This window comes from Rhodococcus ruitaii, from assembly GCF_055230935.1.
Genome location: NZ_JBUYWC010000003.1, coordinates 52601 through 75330 on the forward strand (window position 1 = coordinate 52601; position 22730 = coordinate 75330).

20 protein-coding genes are annotated in these 22730 nt (G+C 65.4%); 9 read left to right on the top strand and 11 right to left on the bottom strand.

What is annotated here, in order from left to right:
• Positions 1 to 57: 57 nt before the first annotated feature.
• Positions 58 to 2052: a CocE/NonD family hydrolase gene (locus ACZI8W_RS03460; RefSeq protein ID WP_463367092.1), complete on the bottom strand. Its 1995-nt coding sequence runs from the start codon at positions 2050 to 2052 to the stop codon at positions 58 to 60.
• 144 nt (positions 2053 to 2196) lie between these two features.
• Here ACZI8W_RS03460 and ACZI8W_RS03465 point away from each other — a divergent pair, with 144 nt between their 5' ends.
• On the top strand, positions 2197 to 2691 hold the full coding sequence (locus ACZI8W_RS03465; RefSeq protein ID WP_463367093.1) for a class I SAM-dependent methyltransferase: 495 nt from the start codon (positions 2197 to 2199) through the stop codon (positions 2689 to 2691).
• On the opposite strand, the gene ACZI8W_RS03470 is transcribed toward ACZI8W_RS03465, so the two are convergent.
• Positions 2692 to 4272 carry an ABC transporter substrate-binding protein gene (locus tag ACZI8W_RS03470; RefSeq protein ID WP_463367094.1) on the bottom strand — a complete coding sequence of 527 codons (1581 nt, stop codon included), beginning with the start codon at positions 4270 to 4272 and terminating at the stop codon, positions 2692 to 2694.
• A gap of 41 nt (positions 4273 to 4313) precedes the next feature.
• On the bottom strand, positions 4314 to 5876 hold the full coding sequence (locus tag ACZI8W_RS03475) for an ABC transporter substrate-binding protein (RefSeq protein WP_463367095.1): 1563 nt from the start codon (positions 5874 to 5876) through the stop codon (positions 4314 to 4316).
• 114 nt (positions 5877 to 5990) lie between these two features.
• On the opposite strand from ACZI8W_RS03475, the gene ACZI8W_RS03480 reads away from it, so the two are divergent.
• Positions 5991 to 6563 (top strand): TetR/AcrR family transcriptional regulator, encoded by a 573-nt coding sequence (locus ACZI8W_RS03480; protein WP_463367096.1) that lies wholly within the window; start codon positions 5991 to 5993, stop codon positions 6561 to 6563.
• An 88-nt stretch (positions 6564 to 6651) separates the two neighbouring features.
• Here ACZI8W_RS03480 and ACZI8W_RS03485 read toward each other — a convergent pair whose 3' ends face one another.
• From ACZI8W_RS03485 to casG, 5 genes are all read right to left on the bottom strand, one after another.
• Positions 6652 to 7746, bottom strand: a complete 1095-nt coding sequence (locus ACZI8W_RS03485; protein WP_463367097.1) for an NAD(P)H-dependent flavin oxidoreductase — start codon at positions 7744 to 7746, stop codon at positions 6652 to 6654.
• The gene (locus ACZI8W_RS03490) at positions 7743 to 8501 is read right to left on the bottom strand and encodes a CoA-transferase subunit beta (RefSeq protein WP_463367098.1); all 759 of its coding nucleotides are present in this window, start codon (positions 8499 to 8501) and stop codon (positions 7743 to 7745) included. Before ACZI8W_RS03490 ends, ACZI8W_RS03485 begins: the two co-directional genes overlap by 4 nt.
• Positions 8498 to 9379, bottom strand: coding sequence for a cholesterol ring-cleaving hydrolase subunit IpdA (ipdA, locus tag ACZI8W_RS03495; RefSeq protein WP_463367099.1), 882 nt, complete (start codon positions 9377 to 9379; stop codon positions 8498 to 8500). Before ipdA ends, ACZI8W_RS03490 begins: the two co-directional genes overlap by 4 nt.
• Positions 9380 to 9439: 60 nt before the next feature.
• Positions 9440 to 10201, bottom strand: a complete 762-nt coding sequence (echA20, locus tag ACZI8W_RS03500; RefSeq protein WP_463367100.1) for a (7aS)-7a-methyl-1,5-dioxo-2,3,5,6,7,7a-hexahydro-1H-indene-carboxyl-CoA hydrolase — start codon at positions 10199 to 10201, stop codon at positions 9440 to 9442.
• 90 nt (positions 10202 to 10291) lie between these two features.
• Entirely contained in the window at positions 10292 to 11974 is a 1683-nt protein-coding gene (gene casG / locus ACZI8W_RS03505) for a steroid-24-oyl-CoA synthetase (protein WP_463367101.1), read from the bottom strand.
• A 150-nt stretch (positions 11975 to 12124) separates the two neighbouring features.
• On the opposite strand from casG, the gene ACZI8W_RS03510 reads away from it, so the two are divergent.
• The 5 genes from ACZI8W_RS03510 (at position 12125) to ACZI8W_RS03530 (ending at position 17131) form a co-directional block, all read left to right on the top strand.
• Complete coding sequence (locus ACZI8W_RS03510; protein ID WP_463367102.1) at positions 12125 to 12937, top strand: MaoC/PaaZ C-terminal domain-containing protein; 813 nt, start codon at positions 12125 to 12127, stop codon at positions 12935 to 12937.
• Positions 12938 to 12975: 38 nt separating this feature from the next.
• On the top strand, positions 12976 to 14649 hold the full coding sequence (locus ACZI8W_RS03515) for an AMP-binding protein (RefSeq protein WP_463367103.1): 1674 nt from the start codon (positions 12976 to 12978) through the stop codon (positions 14647 to 14649).
• A gap of 202 nt (positions 14650 to 14851) precedes the next feature.
• Positions 14852 to 16018, top strand: a complete 1167-nt coding sequence (locus tag ACZI8W_RS03520; RefSeq protein WP_463367104.1) for a 3-ketosteroid-9-alpha-monooxygenase, oxygenase component — start codon at positions 14852 to 14854, stop codon at positions 16016 to 16018.
• The gene (locus tag ACZI8W_RS03525) at positions 15999 to 16271 is read left to right on the top strand and encodes a hypothetical protein (protein WP_463367105.1); all 273 of its coding nucleotides are present in this window, start codon (positions 15999 to 16001) and stop codon (positions 16269 to 16271) included. Before ACZI8W_RS03520 ends, ACZI8W_RS03525 begins: the two co-directional genes overlap by 20 nt.
• Positions 16272 to 16327: 56 nt before the next feature.
• Positions 16328 to 17131 (top strand): SDR family NAD(P)-dependent oxidoreductase, encoded by an 804-nt coding sequence (locus ACZI8W_RS03530; protein WP_463367106.1) that lies wholly within the window; start codon positions 16328 to 16330, stop codon positions 17129 to 17131.
• A gap of 66 nt (positions 17132 to 17197) precedes the next feature.
• Here the strand turns inward: ACZI8W_RS03530 and ACZI8W_RS03535 are convergent, their stop codons facing one another.
• From ACZI8W_RS03535 to ACZI8W_RS03545, 3 genes are all read right to left on the bottom strand, one after another.
• On the bottom strand, positions 17198 to 18247 hold the full coding sequence (locus tag ACZI8W_RS03535; RefSeq protein ID WP_463367107.1) for a 2Fe-2S iron-sulfur cluster-binding protein: 1050 nt from the start codon (positions 18245 to 18247) through the stop codon (positions 17198 to 17200).
• Between the two features lie 153 nt (positions 18248 to 18400).
• Positions 18401 to 19546 carry an NADH:flavin oxidoreductase gene (locus ACZI8W_RS03540; protein ID WP_463367108.1) on the bottom strand — a complete coding sequence of 382 codons (1146 nt, stop codon included), beginning with the start codon at positions 19544 to 19546 and terminating at the stop codon, positions 18401 to 18403.
• Entirely contained in the window at positions 19543 to 20439 is an 897-nt protein-coding gene (locus ACZI8W_RS03545) for an LLM class F420-dependent oxidoreductase (protein ID WP_463367109.1), read from the bottom strand. Before ACZI8W_RS03545 ends, ACZI8W_RS03540 begins: the two co-directional genes overlap by 4 nt.
• Positions 20440 to 20748: 309 nt before the next feature.
• Between ACZI8W_RS03545 and ACZI8W_RS03550 the strand changes: the two genes are divergently transcribed.
• Positions 20749 to 21648 (top strand): IclR family transcriptional regulator, encoded by a 900-nt coding sequence (locus ACZI8W_RS03550; protein WP_463367530.1) that lies wholly within the window; start codon positions 20749 to 20751, stop codon positions 21646 to 21648.
• Positions 21649 to 21740: 92 nt separating this feature from the next.
• On the top strand, positions 21741 to 22607 hold the full coding sequence (locus ACZI8W_RS03555) for an alpha/beta fold hydrolase (protein WP_463367110.1): 867 nt from the start codon (positions 21741 to 21743) through the stop codon (positions 22605 to 22607).
• The last annotated feature ends 123 nt before the right edge of the window (positions 22608 to 22730 follow it).

Sequence of the window (22730 nt, forward strand, 5' to 3'; positions counted from 1 at the left end):
TGCACTCGGCGGGCATGGCCGACCCGGCATTCTGGTGCAGATGGCACGCGCGACGCGCTACTGGGGCACGACCGGCAACGTCACGAAACTCGGTGCCGACGGGTCGAGTTCGAGGTGCTGAGGCGCGAGCCCACTGTCGTGGAGCATCGGGCCGAGCGGCAGCGACCGCGGAATGCTCGACGCGTACACGTCGATCCGGATTCGGTGACCCGGCTGCAGGATCGCGTCGGTGGGGATCATGCTGATGTCGAGCTGGGTGGGTCGACCTGGGACCACCGGTTGATAGGTGTCGAGGGTGAGGTAGGGGTGAGCTTGCGCGTAGTCGCCCGACTCGGTGAACGTGCTCTTGGAATCGTCGATTTCACGCAATGAAGAGACCAGCGACCCGGACGACAATACGGTGGAGCGACCATCGGGGGCAACATCGTTGATCGACACCGACCAGAATCCGTCCGGGCTGTCGAGCACCGTGTTCAGATGCAGGTTGATGGGGCCGGAGAGTGGTGTCGGTTCTGCCATCGGCCCGGATGTGAAGGTCAGGCCCTCCGCCTCGTTGAATCGCGCGTCTTTCGTGCAGTTCGATCCGAGGAGAACTGCGATACCCGCTGTGCCCTGTGCGGCCTCCCGCGAGCACACTCCACGCAGGCCAGGTGCGACGGTCAGCCGTGCAGGTGAGTCCGGCGCGGTGGGCTGCAGGCTTCCGTCGTGCACCGCGTGTGCGGCGCTGCCGCTCGATGCTGCCGACAGGTACATACGCTGGTACTCGACACCCGCGCGCGGGAACTGGTCGGTGGTGGTCCAGCCGCCGCCCTGCTGCAGCAACGTCACCGGTCCGTATTCGGTGATGCCGTTGTCGATGTCCTTGAGCCAGTGGTCGAACCAGGCGCGCTGCAATGCCGCCATCGTCGGCGGATGCCCGGGTGTTCCGAAGCCTTCGCCGAGCACGGCGTGGTAGCCGTCGCCCATCACGAGCTGCTTGTGGCCCGGCGACACGGGAATCGAATTGTAGATCTCAGGCTCGCTGTTGGCGAAGATGTCGTGCCAGTTGCCGAACACGAATGTAGGAACTTCGACGGCGTCGAGATTGGCTTGTCGGTCCTGGTAGAACGGGCCGTCCTGCGCGACTTCGAGTGCCTCGGGGGAGACGCCCTCGATGGTGGGTGCGGTGAGCGCCTCGACGAGTTCGGGGATCTTGGTGAACGGATCGGCCATCCGGTCGCGGAGCCATTGCGCATCGAATCTGCCCTGCAGCAGCGCTTCGACGTCGGGTACCCATTTGAGTCCGTTGACGAGCCCGAGCCAGGCCGGCATGAATCCGACGCCGATCGCACCGCCGGTGCCGACGATGTCGCGGAGGAGGTCGTTGCCGGGCTCGACGGCAAAGACCGCGTCGAGTTCGGCAGGCCGGTGCCCTGCGGCCTGGATCTGATTGATCGCCGAATACGACACGCCCGTGGTGCCGATACGCCCGTTGGACCACGGCTGCGACGCCGCCCAGTCGATGACCTCGACGGTGTCCTGCTGTTCGCGGGGGCCGAGCACCTGCCATTCGCCTTGGGAGAAGCCGGTGCCGCGGACGTCGACGATGACTTGGGTGTAGCCGTTCTGTACGAGGTCGCGGTTGAGCCCGAAGGTGCGTCCGAGCTGCGCGGTGGGGGCGGCAAACTCGGTGATTCCGTCGAAGGGCGCATCGAGATCCAGGATCGTCCCGAGGTCTTCGACGAGCGGTTGGAGCGTGGGGTCCTCCATCGCGACGGACGCGAGCGTCGACAGGAGTTTCGTGTAGGGCGTGAGATTGAGAACCACCGGGGTCTGCTCGGTGATCGGTGTTCCGTCTGCCATTGCTGGGCGGAACACGTTCGCGCGGAGAATGGTTCCATCGCTGAGGGTGATCGGAACGTCCCACTCGACTGCGGTGTTCGGATAGGCGTCGGGCGCATCGACTACTTCCTGCCACCCGGCCGCGTCGGCCCCACCCGACGGATCGGCTGCGGCCGGAGGTGCGAGCGTGATCGCGGTCGCGGTCGCCGCCGCCAGGACGACAGCACTCATGAAGCGTCTTTTCACCTTGTATTCCCCCCGTACCGGCAGTAACAGCTTTCGGCAACGTTAACCGTCGGCTATTCCCAGGTCAACGATGTGCACACGTCGGTTTACCGATTTGTGGATGATCACTGATGTATCTTTCGCAGCGTGATGGCGGGAAAGAACTGGTTCGATCGTGGTGGTCAGGCCTACGCGCAGTTTCGACCCGCGTATCCGGCGGAGCTCGCGGAGTTCCTCGCCTCCCTCGCTCCGGCGACCGATCTCGCGGTCGATGTCGGATGTGGTCAAGGCCAGCTGACGGTGCAGTTCGCATCACATTTCGATGCCGTTCTCGCGTTGGTCAGCTACGGGGTGATACAACTCGACGCGGACCTCGACGATCGGTTCCAGCACTTCTACCAGACCGAGATCGGCCCGTACTGGCCGGAGGAACGCAAGCACGTCGACAGTGGGTACGCCGACATCGACCTTCCCTTCGGCGAGCAACCGGCTCCACCGATGCAGATCCACGGCGTGGGATCTGAACGGCACGCCAGTCAATATGCGCGTGGGAAAAGCCTGAAAACACCGTTGAGTGTGCACTTTTCGTCGCTACTACCCACGAAACGCGACAAGAACCGCACACTCGACGGCCTGCTTCAATAGCTACGGTGTCATCCACAGTCCGTCGGGCAGTGCAGATCCGAGTGCGTACATCTGCACGCCGTGGAGATTCTGACTGCTGATCACCGACGGTGCAGACCGGATGTACCAGATCCCCGGTTCGAGCGCGGCGAGCCGTTCCTGCACCGTGCGATAGGCGGCCACGCGCTCCTCGCCCGAGGTGCCCGTGCGACCGGCGTCGAGGGCGGCGTCCAGTTCGGGGTCGGAGATGCCGGTGTGATTGCCCGACGACGTGGAATGGAAGGCGTTCCACAAGGTGGTGTCGGGTTCGGGGCTGTCCGCGGCCCAGATGATCATGTCGAAGTCGCGGGCTGCGGTACGAGGCATGTATCCCGCGATGTCGAGCACCTCTACCTGGACGTCGACGTTGTCGTACGCTGCGAGCTGGGCTTGCACGCTCTCTGCGACGGCTTTGATCTCGACGAGCGAGGTCGCGGTGAAGGTGAATTCGACGGGTTTTCCTTCTGCGGCCAGTTCGTCGAAGAGTTGCTGTGCCCGCTCGGGATCGTCCTGGCGGAGGGGAATGTCTGCGTGGAACGGTGAGGACTCCGGGAACAGTGTGTCGGGAACCTGACCGTGACCCTCGAACACGGCGGTGTTGATGTCGTCCAGGTCCACCGCCGCGCTCACGGCCTCCCGGGCTCGGGGATCGTCGAACGGGGCACGTCGGGTGTTCATGACCAGGTACTGTCCGCCGCCGACGGGCACGGCGTCGGTGACCAGGCCCGCCTGTTCTGCCTTGGCCAATGCCGCCCAGCTGGATTCGGACGCGAGATCGGCGCCACCGCTGACCATCATGTTGACGCGCTGGTTGGCGTCAGGGACGGCGCGGAGCTCGATGGCGTCGAGATAGGGGCGTGGAGCATCCCAGTAGTGAGGGTTGCGCTCGAGTTTCATGCGATCCTGGCGTGCCCACTCCGTCAGTGTGAACGGGCCCGCACCTACGGGATCTGCGTTGAAGGCGTCGGTCCCCTTGCTCAACGCGGTGGGGGACGCTATCCAATTGAGCCCGCTCGACGTGATCGAATTCCCGAACTTCGGGTTGGGCGCGACCAGAGTGACTTTCAATGTTGCGTCGTCCACGACCTCGGTCGCCGCGATCTGCGACGCCAATGTCAGCGAACCGGATCCGAGCGAGGGGTCGAGAATGCGATCCCAGTTGACCTTCACAGCTTCGGCGTCGAGTGGTGTTCCGTCGGTGAACACGAGATCGGGTTGCAGGGTGAGCAAGAAGGTGGCACCGCCGTCGGACGTGGAGAAGTCGGTCGCCATCCGATACTCGAGTTCGAGCGTGTGCGGGTCGTCGATCATGAGCGTCCCGTACAGGGAATTGCCCAGCAGACCCTGGCCGACCCAGTTGTTGGCGAGGATCGCGGGGTCGAGCGAAAGCGGTTCGCGCACCTGGATGACACGTGCGACGCCGCCCGATACCGGCTCACCGTCGGACCCGGCAGACGTGGTGGAGCCGGCGCCCGACCCGCAGGCGGTGAGGAGCAGTGTTGCCGCGCAGAAGACGCCGAGCGCGGAGACCGGATTTCTGTGCCGAACAACCCATCCGAACATGGATGTACCTGTCTTTCATAGAGCGGAGTCTGGGCGTGTCGTTAACCCGTGACCCACATTTCGGCGGGGAGCGGGGAACCGAGCGAGTACATGCGGATGCCGTGAATGTTGTCGGTGGTCATGACCGCCGGAGCCGCCCGTGTGTACCAGACGGCCGGGGCGACTTCGGTGAGTCGTTTCTGCACGATCTCGTAGGCGGTGGCGCGTTCCTCGGGTGTCGTGCCCACTCGGCCGGCATCGAGGGCCGCGTCGAGTTCGGGGTCGGAGACGCCGGTGACGTTTCCCGTCGACCGTGAGTGGAAGGCGTTCCACAACGTGGAATCGGGTTCCTGGACATTCGCCGACGAGATCATCATGTCGTAGTCGCGGGCGATGTTGCGCGGAATGAACGCGGCGAAATCGACGGCCTCGACGTTCACGGTCACGTTGTCGTATGCGGCCAGTTGCGCCTGGGTGACTTCCGCGGCTGCCTTGGTCTCCGGCAATGTCGTTGCAAGGAACGTGAAGTCGACGGGCTTTCCTTCTGCGGCGAGCTCGTCGAACAGACGCTGGGCCTCTTCGGGGTTGTTCTCGGCCAGCGGAATGTCCTGGTAGAACGGTGATGACTCGGGGAACAGTGTTTCCGGGACGTCGCCGGTGCCTTCGAACGCGGCGACGTTGATGTCGTCGAGATCCAGTGCCATCGAGACGGCACGACGTGCACGGGGGTCGTCGAATGGGGCACGTCGGGTGTTCATCGCGAAGTACTGCCCGCCACCGACGGTCGCAAGTTCGGTGCTGAGCCCGGCATCCTCGGCTCTGGCAAGAGCCGTCCAGCTGGTTTCCGACGCGAGATCGGCGCCGCCCGATGCGAGCATGTTCACCCGCTGGCTTCCGTCGGGGACACTGAGGAGGGTCATGCTGTCGAGGTACGGCCGGGGTGCATCCCAGTAGTCGGGGTTGCGTATGAATTCCATGCGATCCTGGCGACGCCACTCCGTGAGTGTGAACGGGCCCGCACCGATCGGGGCGTTGTTGAAGGCGTCCTTGCCCTTCTCCAGCGCGGTGGGGGAGGCGATCCAGTTCAGCGTGCTGTTCGTGATCGAGTAGGCGAACATCGGATTCGGGTCAGCCATGACCACCCTCAGTGTGAGGTCGTCGACCACCTCCGTTGCGGAGATCTGGGAGGCCTGTGGAAAGGAACTCGAGCCCGTGTCGGGGTCGGCGATGCGCAACCAATTGAGGTGCACCGCTTCGGCGTCGAGGGGAGTGCCGTCGGTGAAAGTCAGCCCCGGCTGCAGCTCGAGGGTGAACGTGTTGCCGCCGTCGGCCGTGGAGAAGTCGGTCGCCATCCGATATTCGATCTCGAGCGTGTCGGGATTGTCGATCATCAACGTTCCGTAGAGCGCGTTTCCGAGGAGGCTCTGGCCGACCCAGTTGTTGCTCAACGCCGCGGGGTCGAGCGACATGGGTTCACGTACCTGGATCATGGTGGCCGAGCCGCCGGAGACCGGGTCTCCGACCGGTTCGTCCGAGTTGCCGCCGGAGTTGGGCGCACCGCATGCCCCCACGAGTAGTAGCGCCGAGCATGCCGCGACGACGGTGGTAAGAGTGCGCCGGATCATTGATCTCCCTCATTGTGTGGCGAGTCACACAGTCCTGGAGAGAAAAGCTAGCAAGGTCGGGAGAAATATAGAAGACTATCTCCTGAAATAGTGGGGCTGGGTACGATCGCCCGCATGGTGGACACGTCCCGTCGTCCGGGCAGACCGCGCGACACCAGCATCGACGAACGGACGCTTGCTGCCGCGCGCGAACTGCTCGCCGAACAGGGGTTCGAGGCGACAACGATCCAGGCCGTGGCAGCGCGGTCGGGTGTTCACGCGTCGGCGATCTATCGCAGGTGGTCGTCGCGGATCGAATTGATCGAGGACGCGGCCTTCCCCATGGAGACTCCGCTGCAGGTGGACCCGACTGGGGATCTTCGAGAGGATCTGCACCGATTCATCCGCGCGTACATCGGCACGTTCAGTGATCCGGCGACACGTGCGGCAGCGGGGCCCCTGCTGGCGTATCGCCGGTCCGGCGCCGGTCACGGCGCGGCCTATCAGCGCGTCTCGGTGCGGCCCCAGTTCTTCGCGATACTGGAAGCTGCGCCACCGGGTACCGTCGATCCGACGATCGATCCCAACGACGTGTTCGACATGCTCCTCGGCGCGGTTTGGACGCGCATCGTCGTGCCGATCACCGACTCCCGACCCGACCCGGCTGCGCGGACGGTGGAGATGATCGTGCGCATGCTGCGACCGTGAACAGAAGTAGGCAGGGCAAATGTAAAGCTCGCAGCCCTGGTGGTCATCCACCAGGGCTGCGAACTTTACTCCAGGGCTGCGAGCTTCGTCAGACGACGTTCTTGGAGGCCCGCAGTGCACCGACCGCGTCGATGCGCGCGACGGCATCGGTCATGATCCGGTCGATCAGCTCAGCGCAGCTCGGCAGATCGTCGACCATGCCCACGGCCTGGCCCGAGGCAAGCACACCGGCCTCGGTATTACCTTCGACGAGACCGGCTTTGAGCAGCATGGGTGTGTTGGCTGCCATGATGATCTGCTGCCAGGTACGGTCGCTCGCCTTCTTCATGGCAAGTCCGTCCTTGACGAGGGTGGACCACTTCATGCCGGTCATCGACTTGAACTTCGTCGCGTTCCGCGCGGCCGCCACGAGTCCCTTGACGTAGCTGGACTTCTCGAGGCTGTTCACCAGCTCGGTGTTGAGAACGCGGTGGGGCATTCCGTCGACCTTGAGGGAGACGGTGGTGTCCTGCAGTCCGCGGGTGAGGTACTGCTGCTTCACCGAATCGGGGACCGCGCTGTCGCGGGTGAGCAGGAAGCGGGTGCCCATCGCGACACCGGCCGCACCGTACGACAGCGCTGCGGCGAGGCCGCGACCGTCGAAGAATCCACCTGCGGCGATCACGGGGATGTCGACGGCGTCGAGCACGCTGGGTAGCAGCAGCGTGGTGGCGACCGGGCCGGTGTGACCACCGCCCTCACCGCCCTGCACGATCACCGCGTCCGCACCCCACGACGCGACCTTCACCGCATGCTTGGCGGCTCCGATCGACGGAACCACGACGATGCCGTGATCCTTGAGCTTCGAGATGAGTTCCTTCTTGGGGGCCAGCGCGAACGACGCGACCTTGACCTTCTCGCGGATCAGCAGATCGATACGCTCACCCGCATCCGACGCATCGGCGCGCATGTTCACACCGAACGGCTTGTCGGTCAGCGATTTCGTCTTCGCCACTGCCGCTTCGAGTTCCGGGTAGGTCATCGTCGCGGACGCAAGAATGCCCAGACCGCCGGCATTCGATGTCGCGGCGGTCAGGCGCGGACCCGACACCCACCCCATGCCCGTCTGGACGATGGGGTGCTCGATGCCGACGAGTTCGGTCAGCGGGGTGCGCAGGAGCTGTGCAGTTCCCCCGTTGCTCACAGCGAGACCTCTCGGTCGCGCAGGCTCTTCGGGTCGATGACCTCGCGGATCAGCCGCAGCTCTTCGGCGGTGGGCTCGCGGGTCACGCCTGCCTCGGCGAGACCGGCGACCTCGAACGACGTGTTGGTGGTGACGGTGTCGGCGTCGACACCCGGGTGCAGGGTCACAGCGCGGAAGGTGTGGTCCGGGCCGCCGAAGTCGAAGACGCCGAGGTTGGTGACCACGCGGGGGATGTCGAGGAAACGGAACGCGGGGTTCTCGGGGTCGATCTTGTCGTAGCCGACGCCACACACGACGTCGACCTTGTCAGTGAAGACGCGAGTGGAGTGCTTGCCGACCCAGTAACTGGTGGCGTGGTTGATGCTGTTGCCCGGCGCGCCGCGCACGCCGAACATCTGACGCGTCGGCTGCTGGAGCGGGCCGAAAGCGGAGAGGTTCTGGTTGCCGTACCGGTCGATCTGGTTCGCGCCCATCACCACGTGCCTGCGACCCGACGCAACGACGTCGAACACCTTGCGGAACGGCATCCAGCCTTCCACCGGGGCCTTCGCGCCGAGCGCGGGTACCTCGGCGAGGATGAGCGCCTCACCGTCGGTGATCACCAGGTCCGGTTCCGTGGTGAGCTTGGCCAGGCGAGCGCCGATCTGCGGGAGCGTCGCCATCGGGCTTGCGACGATTTCCCCTGCACCGGAGAAGATCTCGGCACAGGCGATCGCACAGTACTCGGCGCGGGTCACGGTTTCGGTGGTGGTCATGCCTGCTCCTCTGCAAACTTCTTCACGGCGGCCTGGTACTCGTCCTCGGTGCCCGAGAGGAACCGGTCGACGAATGCCTGCCACGACTCGGGGGTCTTCGCGGCCTCGGCGTAGTGGCGCTGGAACTTCTCGTCGCGACCGTACGAGTCGCCGGCGAGGGTGAAGTGGGCGCCGTTCGGTGCCTCGACGACACCGTCGACCATCAGGCGATTGAGCAGCAGCTGCTGCAGCGGAACTTCCTTGACGAGCTGCTCGGTCTCGACGACCTTCTCGACGGAGACGTACCGCTTCTCGGCGGCCATGCAGTAGAGATCGTCGAAGTAGGGGTCGACGCCCTGGTAGCCGGCGTTGCCGTGTTTGTCGCCGATGTTCAGGTGTACGAACGAAGCGTCGAGGTTCAGCGCGGGCATCGCGATCAGGGTCTCGCGCTTGCCGGATTCGTCGGCGTACGGGGAGGTGACGGTCTGCAGTTCGTCGCCCCAGAAGGCCTGCACGTCGGAGCCGAGTCCGGCGCGGATCGGCAGGAACGGCAGACGCGCGGCAGCGGCTTCGAGACCGCACTTGACCATGCCCTCGTCCATTTCGCGGGCGACGAGTTCGCCGGAGGTACGGGCCTTCGCGAACCAGGGGTCGTAGAACGGTGCCGAGTCGAGCGACACGAAGCCGTAGTACGCCTTCTTGACCTTGCCGGCCGAGCACAGTAGACCCAGGTCGGGTCCGCCGTACGTGACGACGGTCAGGTCCTTGATGTCCGAACGCAGAATCGCGCGGACGAACGCCATGGGCTTGCGACGCGAACCCCAGCCACCGAGACCGATGGTCATTCCGCTGCGCAGTTCGCCGACGACCTCGTCGAGCGACATCCTCTTGTCACGCATGAGTGTTCAAGCTCCTTCTCGTACTGCTCAGTTCTCTGTACTGCCCAGTTCTCGTACTACTCAGTGGTTGCTTCGGGGCTTACCCGTGGCGACGAACTCGTCGCGGTGTTCGTCGGCGACACCGGCGAGGTTCAATTCGAAGGTGAAGCCCTGCTCGATGCGGTATGCGGTCTTCACATCGACCGGATCGATCCGGTTGATCGCTTCCTTGGCCCGGCGGATGACGCGGGTGTCTTTTGCGGCGATCATGCCTGCGACCTCGAGGGCGGCGGCATCGAGCTCCTCGCGCGGAACCACTTTGTAGACGGACCCGAAGTGCTCGAGCTGCTGCGCCGTGACGTTCTGCGCGGTGTAGTACAGCGTCCGCATCAGGTGCTGCGGCACGAGGCGCGCGAGGTGCGTTGCGGCGCCCAGAGCGCCACGGTCGACCTCGGGGAGCCCGAACACCGCGTCGTCGGATGCGACGATGACATCCGCGTTGCCCACGAGTCCGATGCCGCCTCCGACGCAGAAGCCGTTGACCGCGACGACGACGGGGACCTCGCAGTCGTATACCGCGGCGAAGGCGGCGGCGCAGCCGTGATTGGCGGCGATGAGGGCATCGAAGCCTTCGGTGGCCTGCATTTCCTTGATGTCGACGCCGGCGTTGAAGCCGCGACCCTCGGCGCGCAGGACGACGACGTGCGTGCTCATGTCCTTGCCGGCGGCCACGATGGCGTCGGCAAGCTCGAACCATGCGGCGGAGGGGAGTGCGTTCACGGGCGGGAAGTCGACGGTGACCGTGGTGATCCCCGCTCCGTCGGAGGTGGAGGCGATGCCCATGGCGTATTCCTTACTTCGGTACCAAACCAAGCGATTGCTTGGTAAGTTAGCACATGCCCGTTCTCCGATGCAGCGACATCGAGTTGCAGATCAGTATCCGGGCAGGTCGTCCCCGGGAAAGCGGCGTCGGACGATCTTGCCGGTGGTGTTCCGAGGCAGCAGATCCCGCGTGAGCCGCCAGCGGGTGGGCACCTTGAAGTACGCGAGGCGATCGGCGACATAGGCCGTCAGCTCTTCCTTCGTCGTGGACGACCCTGGATTCAGTACGACGACGGCGCACACCTCCTGCCCCCACTCAGGATGCGACACGCCGCTGACCAGGCATTCACGCACCGCAGGGTGGCCTCCGAGTGCTCGCTCGACCTCCGATGGGTAGATCGATTCCCCGTTCTGTTCGATGAGATCGGCCCGCCGCCCGAGGAGCCGTAACCGGCCGCCCTCGACAATGCCGTAATCACCGGTCCGCAGCCACCGGTCGGCGGTGATCGCCTCCGCGGTGGCCTCGGGGTCGTCCCAGTACCCGAGCATCACGAACGGGCTGCGCACACACACCTCGCCGAGCTGACCGTCGGGGAGCCATCCTCCGTGTTGGTCACGGATCTCGAGGCTCACCGTGATCACCGGTTCGCCGACTGTCCCTGGATATTCGTGGAGCGACGCGGCAGTTGCGGCAGTGATCGAGGTGCTGCATTCGGTGATCGTGTAGTTGTCGACGACGGCATGGCTGCCGAAGGGCAACCTCTCGCGGATGCGCTGTTTGAGCTCGGGGGTCGACGGTTCCGAGGACAACGTGAACCCGATCAGTGACGTGAGGTCGTACCGGTCGAGATCGTCGACTTCCAGCATGCGCGCCGCCATCGACGGAACGGCATTCCAATGAGTGACCTGTTCGCTTTCGATGAGTTCCAGTACGGGCCGGATTCCGAGCCAGCCCTGGTTCATGACAACGGTGCTGCCGGCCGCTAGGCGGGGCACCACGGTGTTGTGCAGGCTCGTGATGTGGCACAGCGAGGAGGTGAGTAGATGGCGGGTATCGGAGGGGACGCCGTGTGCGTACTGCTCCCCGGACCAGGCGGCGGTGATCGCGTCGGAGTAGCGGTGATAGTCGGCCACCGCCAGCAGATTCCGCTGCGAATGCAATGCACCCTTGGGCTCACCGCTCGTGCCGGAGGTGAACAGAAGCACCGCCGGATCATCCTCATCGACCCTCGGCGGGGGAGGCTGCGCACCGGCGAACTCTCCGATCAACCGCGGCATGTCATCCTCGATGGTGAGGACGATCGCGTCGCTCGCGCCCATAGCGGCAACGGCTTCGGCACGTTGTTCGTCCACGAACACCACCCGCGGACGCGAGTACCGGATCCCGAACTCGATTTCTGGCCGCACCCACCACGCATTGAGCCCCACGGTGATGGCGCCCAGCGCCTGCGTCGCCCAGAAAGCAGTAACCCATTCGGGTCGATTAGCCGAGAGGATAGCGACCCGGTCGCCGACCGCAACTCCGTAACGTTCACGTAGCGCGGCGGCGAGCGCGTAGGCCTCCCGCGCGTGCTCGGCGAACGTGATTCTGCGCTCCGACGTGACGAGATACTCTCTGTCCCCCCACGCGAGCGACTGCGACAGCAGGTCGGCGACTGCCCGCGCCCGGTGCTTCATCACCGGCATCTCGGTGCCCAGAACCTCACCCATGACGATCTCGAAGGCCCCACCCCGGCCCGTGAGACGAGAAATCAGCTGGTCCAGGAACGGCCGCGGATCAGACGGGACGGTCATGAACTCTCCCCTCCTCGACGGCGCTTACGTGTCGCGAAAGGCTCTCATGCTCCGGACCACGACCTTCGAATGTACCGGTGAGTGAGATATTCGAGGAGGGCGGTCACGGCCCCACTTAGCCTGCTCACAGTGGAGAAAGGACCGACCGACATGACCATCATCGAAGACTCGTCGGCCGCTCGCTGGCGCGGCGTCGAACTGGGTTCGCGCACCGTCCGTTACGACGAGAGCGACGCGATCCTCTATGCCCTCGCGGTCGGAGCGCCCGCGACCGACCTCGATCTCGTGTTCGAGGACCGGCTCCGAGTGCTCCCGACCTTCGCCCTCACACTCGCGCAGTGGGCACCCGACGAGCTCGGTACTCGCGGTGGGTTCGACACCCGCACCGCAGTGCACGGGTCGCAACGTCTCGAGGTTCGCGCACCGTTGCCGCGGGCGGGTGAACTCACGATGTCGGCCAAGGTCGGCGAGGTGTGGGACAAGGGTCGTGCCGCGGTGTTCGAGGTCCTGGTCGAATCGGAGTTCTTCGCCGCCACATGGTCGCTGTTCGCGCCGGGCGCGGGCGGGTTCGGTGGTGAACGCGGACCGTCGGCAGCGCCCGCACCCGACGGCGAACCGGAGTTCACGGTCAACCTGCACACCCGCGAGGATCAGGCGGCGCTGTACCGATTGACCGGCGACCGGCACCACATCCACATCGATCCCGAGGCTGCGGCGTACATCGGGCAGCCGCGCCCGATCATGCACGGACTGTGCACGCTCGCCGCGTCGACGATTCCGCTGGCCCGCGCTCTCGGCGCGCACCCGGCAGACCTGACGGCGCTGTCCGGACGTTTCGCGGCCCCCGCCTTCCCCGGCGACGACCACGAGATCCGCGTCTGGGGCGAGAGCACCGATCTGCAATTCGATGTCCGCGCCGGCGACAACGCCGTGGTGTCGGGCGGGCGCGCGACGTTCGCCTGACCGCCCTCGCGCAGGACCGAACCTTTCTGGAGGAAAAGTTGGACACGTTCGCGGAAGTAGTGTGTTCTCGCAAAGGCGACGACAAGACCGGCTTGCGGTTCGAGGACCGGCAATGGACCTGGGACCAGGTGGTTCAGGAGAGCGCCGACCGTGCGGCTGCGCTCACCGCCGCCGTCGAAGAACCTGCCGATCGTCGGCGACACATCGGTGTTCTTCTCGAGAACGTCCCGGATTTCGTGTTCTGGATCGGGGCCGGTGCGCTCGCCGGTGCCGTGGTGGTGGGCATCAATGCGAGTCGCAGCGGAGCGGAGATCGCCGACGACATCCGGCAGGCCGACGTGGATGTCGTCATCACCGAATCGCGCCTCGCGCACCTCGTGGACGACACCGGCCACGGTCTGCCCGCCAGCCGGATCCTCGACATCGACTCGCCCGAATACCAGCGTTTCCTCGAACCGCATCGCGGCGCCGGCCTGCCCGAGACCTTGCCCGCCCCCGGCGACATCGCTCTGCTGCTGTTCAGTTCCGGGTCGACGGGTCGGCCGAAGGCAGTGATCGTCACGCAGGGCAGGCTCGGCAAGCTCCTCGACGTCCTCGTCGAGCGCACGCAGATGCGCCGCGACTCGGTGGCGTACCTGTGTATGCCACTGTTCCACGGCAACGCCGTCATGCTCAATCTCGGCACCGCCATGCGCGTCGGCGCAACAGTCGGCCTGATCCGGAAGTTTTCGACCAGCCGGTTCTCCGACGACATCCACCGTTACGGCGCGACCTTCGTCAACTACGTCGGACGTGCGTTGTCGTACGTGCTCAACAAACCCGAAGATCCGCGTGACCGCACCGGGACTCTCGACGTCGCCTTCGGCACCGAAGCATCCGAGGTCGATGTTGCCCGGTTCTCCGAGCGATTCGGGTGCACCGTGATCGAGGGTTACGGCTCGAGCGAGGGCGTTTTCCGTATCAACCGCACCCCGGACACCCCTGCCGGGTCGCTGGGGGTGGCGCCGGGCGGCGCCGATGTGCGGGTCCTGGACGAGAACTCCGGCGAGGAATGCCCCCGCGCACAGTTCGACACCGCCGGCCGGTTGCTCAACTCCGAGGCCGTCGGGCAGATAGTTGCGATCGGCGGCGCCGCCGCCTTCGAGGGCTACTACAAGAACCCGGGGGCCGCCGCCGAACGTGTCAAAGGCGACGACTTCTGGTCCGGCGACCTCGCCTACCGCGACGCCGATGGATTTTTCTACTTCGCCGGCCGCGCATCGGATTGGTTGCGTGTGGACAGCGAGAATTTCTCGGCAGCACCCGTCGAGCGCATCCTGGTACGAATTCCCGGCATCTTGTCGGCGCCGGTGTTCGCGGTCCCGGACCCTGCGACGGGCGATCAGGTGATGTGCGCGGTCGAGCTCGATGCCGGTGCGGTGTTCGATCCGCAGGTATTCGGGCAGATACTCGCCGAGCAGCCGGATATGGGTGACAAGTGGTGGCCGCGCTTCGTGCGTGTGACCGACCACATTCCCCTCACCGGCAGCAACAAAATCGACAAGGCGCCGCTGCGCGCCGCCGCGTGGAGCGCCGCCGACCCGGTGTACGTCCGGGTGGGCCGTACCCCCGAATACGTTCTGCTCGACGATGAGGCGCGCACGCAGATCGAACGCGACTTCACCGAGCAAGGCCGGGCCGCGCTGCTGCCGGCGCCGTTGACCTCCGCGTAGGTCGCGGTGGGCCGCGGCTGTCACGGCAGCCGCGCGATGGTCTCACCGAGCGGGATCCGCAGCTCAGCGGCGACATCACCCACCTACCGTGACGTTCGTACAGCCTCACCAGGACTTGTCTCGCAGCCCGCGACGAGTCCGCGCCACGAACGGAACAAGAGTTCCGCTCACTCGATCACTACTTCCGAAAGGACGGACGACCGTGAGCCTGGATACTTCCGGTAACACCGAAATCCGCGAAATCGTCGTCGGCTCCGCTCCTACCCGCTTCGCTCGCGGATGGCACTGCCTCGGATTGGCGGAGTCCTTCAAGGACGGCAAACCGCATTCCATCGAGGCGTTCGGCACGAAGCTCGTCGCATGGGCGGACAGCAAAGGCGAGCTGAAGGTGCTCGACGGATACTGCCGTCACATGGGCGGCGACCTGAGTCAGGGCACCGTCAAGGGCGACAACGTCGCCTGCCCGTTCCACGACTGGCGATGGGGCGGCAACGGCCGCTGCAAGGAGATCCCGTACGCCCGTCGTGTACCCCCGGTCGCGAAGACCCGTTCGTGGCACACCCTCGAGCAGGACGGACTGTTCTTCGTCTGGCACGACCCGCAGGGTAATCCGCCGACGGACGACTTCGCGATCCCCCGGATCGAAGGCGCGAACAGCGACGAGTGGACCGACTGGATCTGGTACACCACCGAGGTCGACACCAACTGCCGCGAGATCATCGACAACATCGTCGACATGGCGCACTTCTTCTACGTGCACTACTCGTTCCCCGTGTACTTCAAGAACATCTTCGAAGGTCACGTGGCGACGCAGGTCATGAAGGGCAAGGCCCGTGACGATATGCGCCCGAACACTCCGGGACAGCCGAAATTGCTCGGTAGCCGTTCCGAGGCATCGTACTTCGGCCCGTCGTTCATGATCGACGATCTGAAGTACGAGTACGAGGGCTACGACGTCGAATCGGTGCTGCTCAACTGCCACTACCCGATCTCGGCCGACAAGTTCGTGCTGATGTACGGGATGATCGTCAAGAAGTCCGACAAGCTCGAAGGCGATGCAGCCCTGGAGACCGCGCAGAAGTTCGGTAAGTTCATCGCGCGCGGTTTCGAGCAGGACATCGAGATCTGGAAGAACAAGACCCGGATCGAGAACCCGCTCCTGTGCGAGGAGGACGGGCCGGTCTACCAGCTGCGTCGCTGGTACGAACAGTTCTACGTCGACGTCGACGACATCTTGCCGGAGATGACCGACCGCTTCGAATTCGAGATGGACACCACCCGGCCGGTCGCTGCTTGGATGAAGGAAGTCGAAGCCAACGTCGCCGCGAAGGCCGATGCGGAGAACGCGAATGCAGCCCCTCAGGTGTAAGGACTGCATGGCGCAGGTGCTGGTGAAGAAGAACAGCTGGGAACACACCGAGGTGCAGTGGGACCAGCAGTCGCGTCGGCAGTGTCATCAGTATCGGGACCGGGAATCCGGGGCCGGGGTTCAGGCGCCCCGGCGCCCGGGTGCGCCGGCGCCGATGTGCCCGTCGATGACGGCCACCATCACCCGCGCCGCCTCCGACGGGCTGATCGACATCCTCGACGACGCGCCCGTCCCGGCGCCGATCGTTCAGTAGCTCGCTCGTCCAGGAGCTCGCTCGTCAAGCACAACAACCGCTTTCGAAGGATCTTGATGACCGAACCAATTTCGATCGACCGCGCCCGCTACGGACGATGGGCGGTGATCGCCGGTGGTTCCGAGGGCGTCGGTGCGGCCTTCGCCGACGAACTTGCCCGCGCCGGATTCGACCTGCTGCTCATCGCCCGCAAGCCGGGGCCTCTCGAGGACACCGCGGCAAAGGTGCGTGCGCACGGCGGTGAAGTGCGCACGCTCTCCTTGGACCTACTCACGGCCGACGCTGTCGAGACGATCCGGTCGGCGACCGCCGAACTCGAGGTTGGCCTGTTCATCTTCAACGCCGGAGCCAACAGCTACGGCCACGAGTTCGTCACCGGCGACCTCGACGGGTTCCGCGGCGTGATCGAACTGAACGTGCATCGTCAGATCGAGTTGTCGCACCTTTTCGGGTCGCGCATGAAGGAGATGGGTCGCGGCGGCATCATGCTGCTCGGGTCCTTGGCCGGCTACATGGGCTCGGAGCATCAGAGCATCTACGCCGCGTCGAAGGCGTTCAGCCGGGTCTTTGCAGAGAGTCTGTGGATCGAACTCGAGCCGTACAACGTGCACGTGGTCGAGTTGGTCCTCGGTGTCACCCGTACACCCGCCATGGAGCGCGCCGGCCTGAACTTCGACGTCCCGGGCATGGTGGTATCGGAGCCTGAGGATGTGGCGCGTGAGGGGCTGAAGCATCTGGCGGACGGCCCGGTGTGGGTCGCGGGCGGCAACTACGATGCGGCGATCAAGCGCAGTGGCTTCCCCCGTGACAGGATGGTGCACGGCGCCGCGAAGGCGATGCGGGCACTGCTGAACCGCTGAAACTCTGTTGAAGGGCCGGTGAGGTGGACACCTCACCGGCCCTTCAACATGTTCGAGTTGGCTCGGTCAGAACTCGATCTCGATGCTGTCGCTGATCGGACGGGCCTGACACGCGAGCACGTATCCGCTGGCGACGTCGTCGTCGTCGAGGATCGCCGACTCGGGCATGTCGACCTTGCCGGACACGACCGTGCATGCGCACGAACCACATTCGCCCTCACGGCAGGAGTACGGTACGTCGAGACCCTTGGAGAGCATGACATCGACGAGGGTTGCGGAACGAGGCCACGACAGTTCGTGGTTCTCGCCGTCGAGGCTCACCTGAACGGAAGCGGTCTCGTCGTCGTCCGACACCTCGATCGGGTCGATCTCGGCGAAGGGGTCTCCGGTCAGGGACGTGAACACCTCGGCGTGGATCCGGTCCGACGGCATCCCGGCCGCCCCGAGTCCGTCGCGTACCGCATCCATGAACGGCTGCGGGCCGCACATGTACGCATGATGCCCGGCGTACGGCGAGAGCAACGCTGTGAGCTGACCCGTGACGGGTAGGCCCTGCACGGTTTCGAGCCAGTGCAGAACGGTGAAGGCGCCGGGGTGACGGAGCGCCAGATCGCGCAGTTCCTGCGCGAAGATGACGGAGTTCTCGTCGCGGTTGGCGTAGAACACGACGATGTTGCGGTTGCCGGCCGCGAGCGCCGACTTGAGGATCGACATCACCGGCGTGATTCCGCTACCCGCCGCGCACAACAACAGTTTGTCGTCGAGGCTGCTCGGGGTGAACACACCGGCCGGCGGCAGCACCACGAGTTCATCACCGGACGAGACGTTGTCGCACAACCAGTTCGATCCGTATCCGTCGACCGTGCGCTTGACCGTGACCTTGAGCCGGTCGTCGCAGTGAGGCGAGCTCGCGAGCGAGTAGCAGCGCGCCACCGAGCCCGTCCGATCGCTCGGGATGCGGAGGGTCAGGAACTGGCCGGGTTTGTAGATGAACCGGTCTTTCGCGTCCGCGGGGATGTCGAATACCAGCGAGCATGCGTCGGCAGTCTCTCGTACGACGGCGGCCACGGTGACCGCCACCGCACGCGTGCTCACCGGCGTTTGAACGGATGTCATGGCGGTTTTCCTTCGATATGAAACGAACGGGGTGCGACGCCCACGCTAACGTGCGTGGCATTGCCGACGACGTGATCTCCCGTTGGCTGGGACAGCAAGGTCGGGGCGCCGAGGGGATCGGGACTGGCGAAAGTGGTGTCGGTGGACCGATCGTCAGGTGAGGGTGGCTTCGTGTACCGACCGATCGAACTCCGGTAGTGCCGAACCGTCGCGGAGCGTGGTTGCGAGCGAAGGATCGGCGAGGTGGAGCCGGCCGATGGCGGCGAGATCGAACTCCTCACCAGAGAGTCTTGCCTCGAGCTCGGGAATATTGTCGACGCTGGAAGCCGTACTGCCAGCACGGTTCTCGCGGAGGCTTGTCCCGATTCCGACGCTGCCGACCGCCATGGACATCGCGCCGGTCAGCTTCTTGGCCCACCCGGCCAGCGAGAGGTCGCTGCCCTCGAAGACGGCGGCGTCGAAGCGGCGGATGCTCGCGTCGAAGACATCGACGCCGGCATCGGCCAACGCGCGCAGGATCGTCCGCAATTCGTCGGGGGTCTGCGCGATCCGCGCCCGGTAGTCCTGCTGCTTGTGCTGTGAGAAGCGGAAGAAGAGCGGGGAGCCCTCGCCGATCGCGGACCGGATGGATGCCACCACCGCGGCGGGAAAACGGGTGCGACGTGCGAGATCGCCGCCCCACTCGTCGTCGCGCCGGTTGGTGGAGCCCCACAGGAACGAATCGAGCAGGTAGCCGTGCCCACCGTGCAGTGCGATACCGTCGAACCCGGCCTCGAGGGCGTTGCGTGCCGCCCGGGTGTAGGCGGCGATGACGTCGGCGATGTCCTCCTCGGTCATAGCGCGGCACGGCTCGGATGCCCGCGCGACGTACTCCTCGGAGTAGGAGGTCAAGCCGACCTCGCCCCAGATCCCGGACGGACGCATCGGGGTGAGAGCGGGATCGACGTCCGAGCTCATCGCTCCCCAGAGCGGTCCGACGTGCCACAGCTGCGGGATGATCCGGCCGCCCTCGGCATGCACTGCGTCGACCACACGCTGCCAGCCCTCGAGTGCGTCGTCGCCGTGCATACGGGGGACGCGCGGGTTGTCGACCGCGGTGGGATGTCCGATCGCGGCGCCCTCGGTGACGATCAGCCCCGTACCACCCGCTGCCCGTCGCCGGTAGTACTCGGCGACGTCGGGTCCGGGTACTCCGCCGGGGGAGTGTGAGCGCGTCATCGGTGACATCACGATGCGGTTGGGTAGCTCGAGCGACCGGATCGACAGGGGCCGGAACAGAGGGGAGAGCGTTCGCGTCACTGGCAAGGTGCCGTTTCGTCAGGTGCGTCGAACACAGCTCCGATCTGGGTGGCGAGATCGCGCAGCGCGTGCACTTGGTCGCAATAGTGCTCGACACCAGTGGCGGAGACGGCCGCGCTCACGATGGTTGCTCCGGCCTGTCTGCGGCGGTCGAGCGCGCGCAGCGTCTGCTCGGGTGCACCGAGCGGATCGAGGGGGTTGCCGGTGGCGAGCACGACCTCGAAATCGTGCGGAAGCTCCACTTTCGCCAGCATCGACTCGGTCTGTTCGATGGTGAGCCCGAACGGCAACCAGCCGTCGCCGAGGGTCGTCGCGCGTCGCAGGGAACGAGCGGTGCGCCCGCCGATCCAGAACGGGACACGGGGCTGGATCGCATGTGGTTGGACACGGATGTCGGCGAAGTCGTAGTAGGTGCCGTGGAATTCGGGTGTCGGGGTCGACATGGAGACGCGCAGGGCGGTGAGCGCTTCGTCGGCACGTGCGCCGCGGTCGGCGAAGGATGCTCCGAGGAGGTCGAATTCTTCTTCGAGGCTTCCGACTCCCAGACCGAGAATCAGCCGGCCGCCGCTGACGGTGTCGAGGGTGCCGTAGCGCTTCGCGATTTCGAGGGGGTGGTGATAGCCGAGGACGAGGACCCGGGTGTTGAGCCGGATCCGTGAGGTCCGCGCGGCGAGGTAGCCGAACGTCGCGAGGGGATCCCAGTAGACGCCGCCGCGTTCGCGTGCGACGTCCGTCGGCACGGCGACGTGTTCACTGCAGCTGAGATGGTGGAATCCGAGGTCGTCGGCGGTCTCCGCGACACGTGCGAGTTCGGTGATACCTGCGGAGCGTTCCCACTCGGAGAGAGTGGCCGGGTGGCCTACCACCACCGGTGACGTGATCCCTATATACATCCGACCGATCACCTCGAACCGATTTGGGCGCGGCAGCGCGGGGTGGACACATGCACGTCCTGTCCGACTTTTCTACCCGTCGAAACGCGGTGGGCCACGCGATCTCCTGCTCAGTGGGACGGACCGGAGTGGCTGCGCCGAGTCGGGTTCGGTGAGTGGGCGACGAAGTGCACGAAGGTTTCGCTTGTGTTATCTGCCCTGCCTGGGTGATACTTGTCACGGAGGCACAAGAATGAATTTCAGTTTTTGTCGTTTTTCCAGGTAGAAGCAAATTTCGGAGAGGAAGAAACGATGGTCCAGTTTGCAGAGATGCAGGCCGTTGAAGCGTCGGACTCCACCGCGCAGAGCACGTCGGAGTCCAAGCGTGAGCTTCCGGCGTCGATGGTCGAGCGCATGACGCTGATCCTCGATGCATTCGACGGTGCGGGTTCGCGCCTGACCCTCGAAGAGGTGGCATGCCGCACCGGTCTGCCCCGCTCGACCGTCCACCGCATCCTCGACCAGATGGTCCGCCTCGAATGGGTCGACCACGCTTCGTTCGGCTACTGCCTCGGGCGCCGTGCGAAGTCGCTCGGCGCAAGCGACAACGGTCACAGTCGCATCCGTGAGGCCGCGGCACCGCTCCTCCACGAACTCCATCTGCAGACCGGCATGGTCGCGCACCTCGCCATTCTCGACCGCGGCGACTGCATCTACCTCGACAAGATCGGTGGGCAACTCGCTGCCACACTCACCTCCCGCGTAGGTGGACGCGTCCCCGCGTACATCACCGCGTGCGGAAAGGCAGTCCTTGCAGGCCTCGAGCCCGAGCAGGTCGACGCGTTCTACGACACCCACCTCGTGCGTCGCACCGAACGAACGATCCCCGACCTCGCCACCCTCCATCAGGAACTCGGCCGCATCAGGCAGCGCCACGGACTGGCCTTCGAAACCGGTGAAGCCCAGAACGGCATGGCATGCGTAGGTGCAGCCGTGCGCAGTCCGGTCGGTCCGGTCGCGGGCATCTCCCTGTGCGGGCCCGCGCGCCCCGGGCATCTCGAGCGTGTCGCGCCACTGGTCGCCGACGCCGCCCGCGACATCTCCCGCATCCTGCATCCCGAACTAGGAACACCGCGACGTGCCCGCCGCGCCGCGGCCGAGCCCACTCGGTCGTGGTCGCCGCAAGCGATGGAGCGCTTGGTCACGACCCAATCCGGTCGGTGGATGTAAGGCCCGACCCGGGCGGTGGATGTGAATGAAATCGTCTCGTTGAACGGGAACTCCGGCGCATTGTGAACGGTATCACTGGAAATGTCGAGGATATGACGACGGAACTGACGCAAGAAGGCACCGCACGCGAGCTCGCAACCGATCGCGGAGTTCTCCGCTATCACGAAGCCGGCGACGGCCCGCCGCTCCTGTTGCTGCACGGCTCGGGCCCGGGCGTGACGGGATGGCGGAACTACCGCGGAGTCCTCGCCGACTTCGCGGAACACTACCGTTGCCTCGTCCTGGAGTTCCCCGGCTTCGGCGTCAGCGATCCGTGCGACGGGCACCCCATGGCGATGGCCAAGTTCGCGGTCAAGGACTTCCTCGACGGGCTCGGCCTGTCCGACGTCGCGATCATCGGCAACTCGATGGGCGGCATCGTCGCAACCCAGTTCGCTCTCACCGAACCCGAGCGAGTCAACAAGCTCGTCACGATCGGCGGCACCGGCCGCTCCGTGTTCGCACCCACGCCGGGTGAGGGCATCCGGTTGCTCATGGAGTTCACCGACGACCCGACCCGCGAGAAGCTGGTTCGCTGGCTGCGTTCGATGGTCTTCGATCCGGCGATCGTCACCGAGGAACTCATCGAGGAGCGCTGGGCCCTGGCCACGGAACCGAAGACTCTCGAGATCGCCCGTCGCATGTACGGCACCGAGGCGTTCAAGGCGGGAGCTCGCGCCGCCGCTGCCTCGAACGAGACGCCGTACTGGGCGCAGCTCGGGAAGATCAAGGTCCCCACGCTGCTCACCTGGGGTCGCGACGACCGTGTCAGCCCGGTCGACATGGCGATGATGCCGATGCGGGAGCTGGCACACGGCGAGCTGCACATCTTCCCGAACTGCGGGCACTGGGCCATGATCGAAGCCCGCGAGGCATGGCTGGCAACCGTCCTCGCGTTCCTGAAGCGGAACGACGCATGATCTGCCGGGCATCGGTCGGCTCGTGGAACTCCCGCTGAGCGGAAATTTCGCACACAACGGTCGCTGATCCTCCACCGTAGAAGCCATCATCCCCCGTCGCTCTGCTCGCCCCGTAGCCAGGTC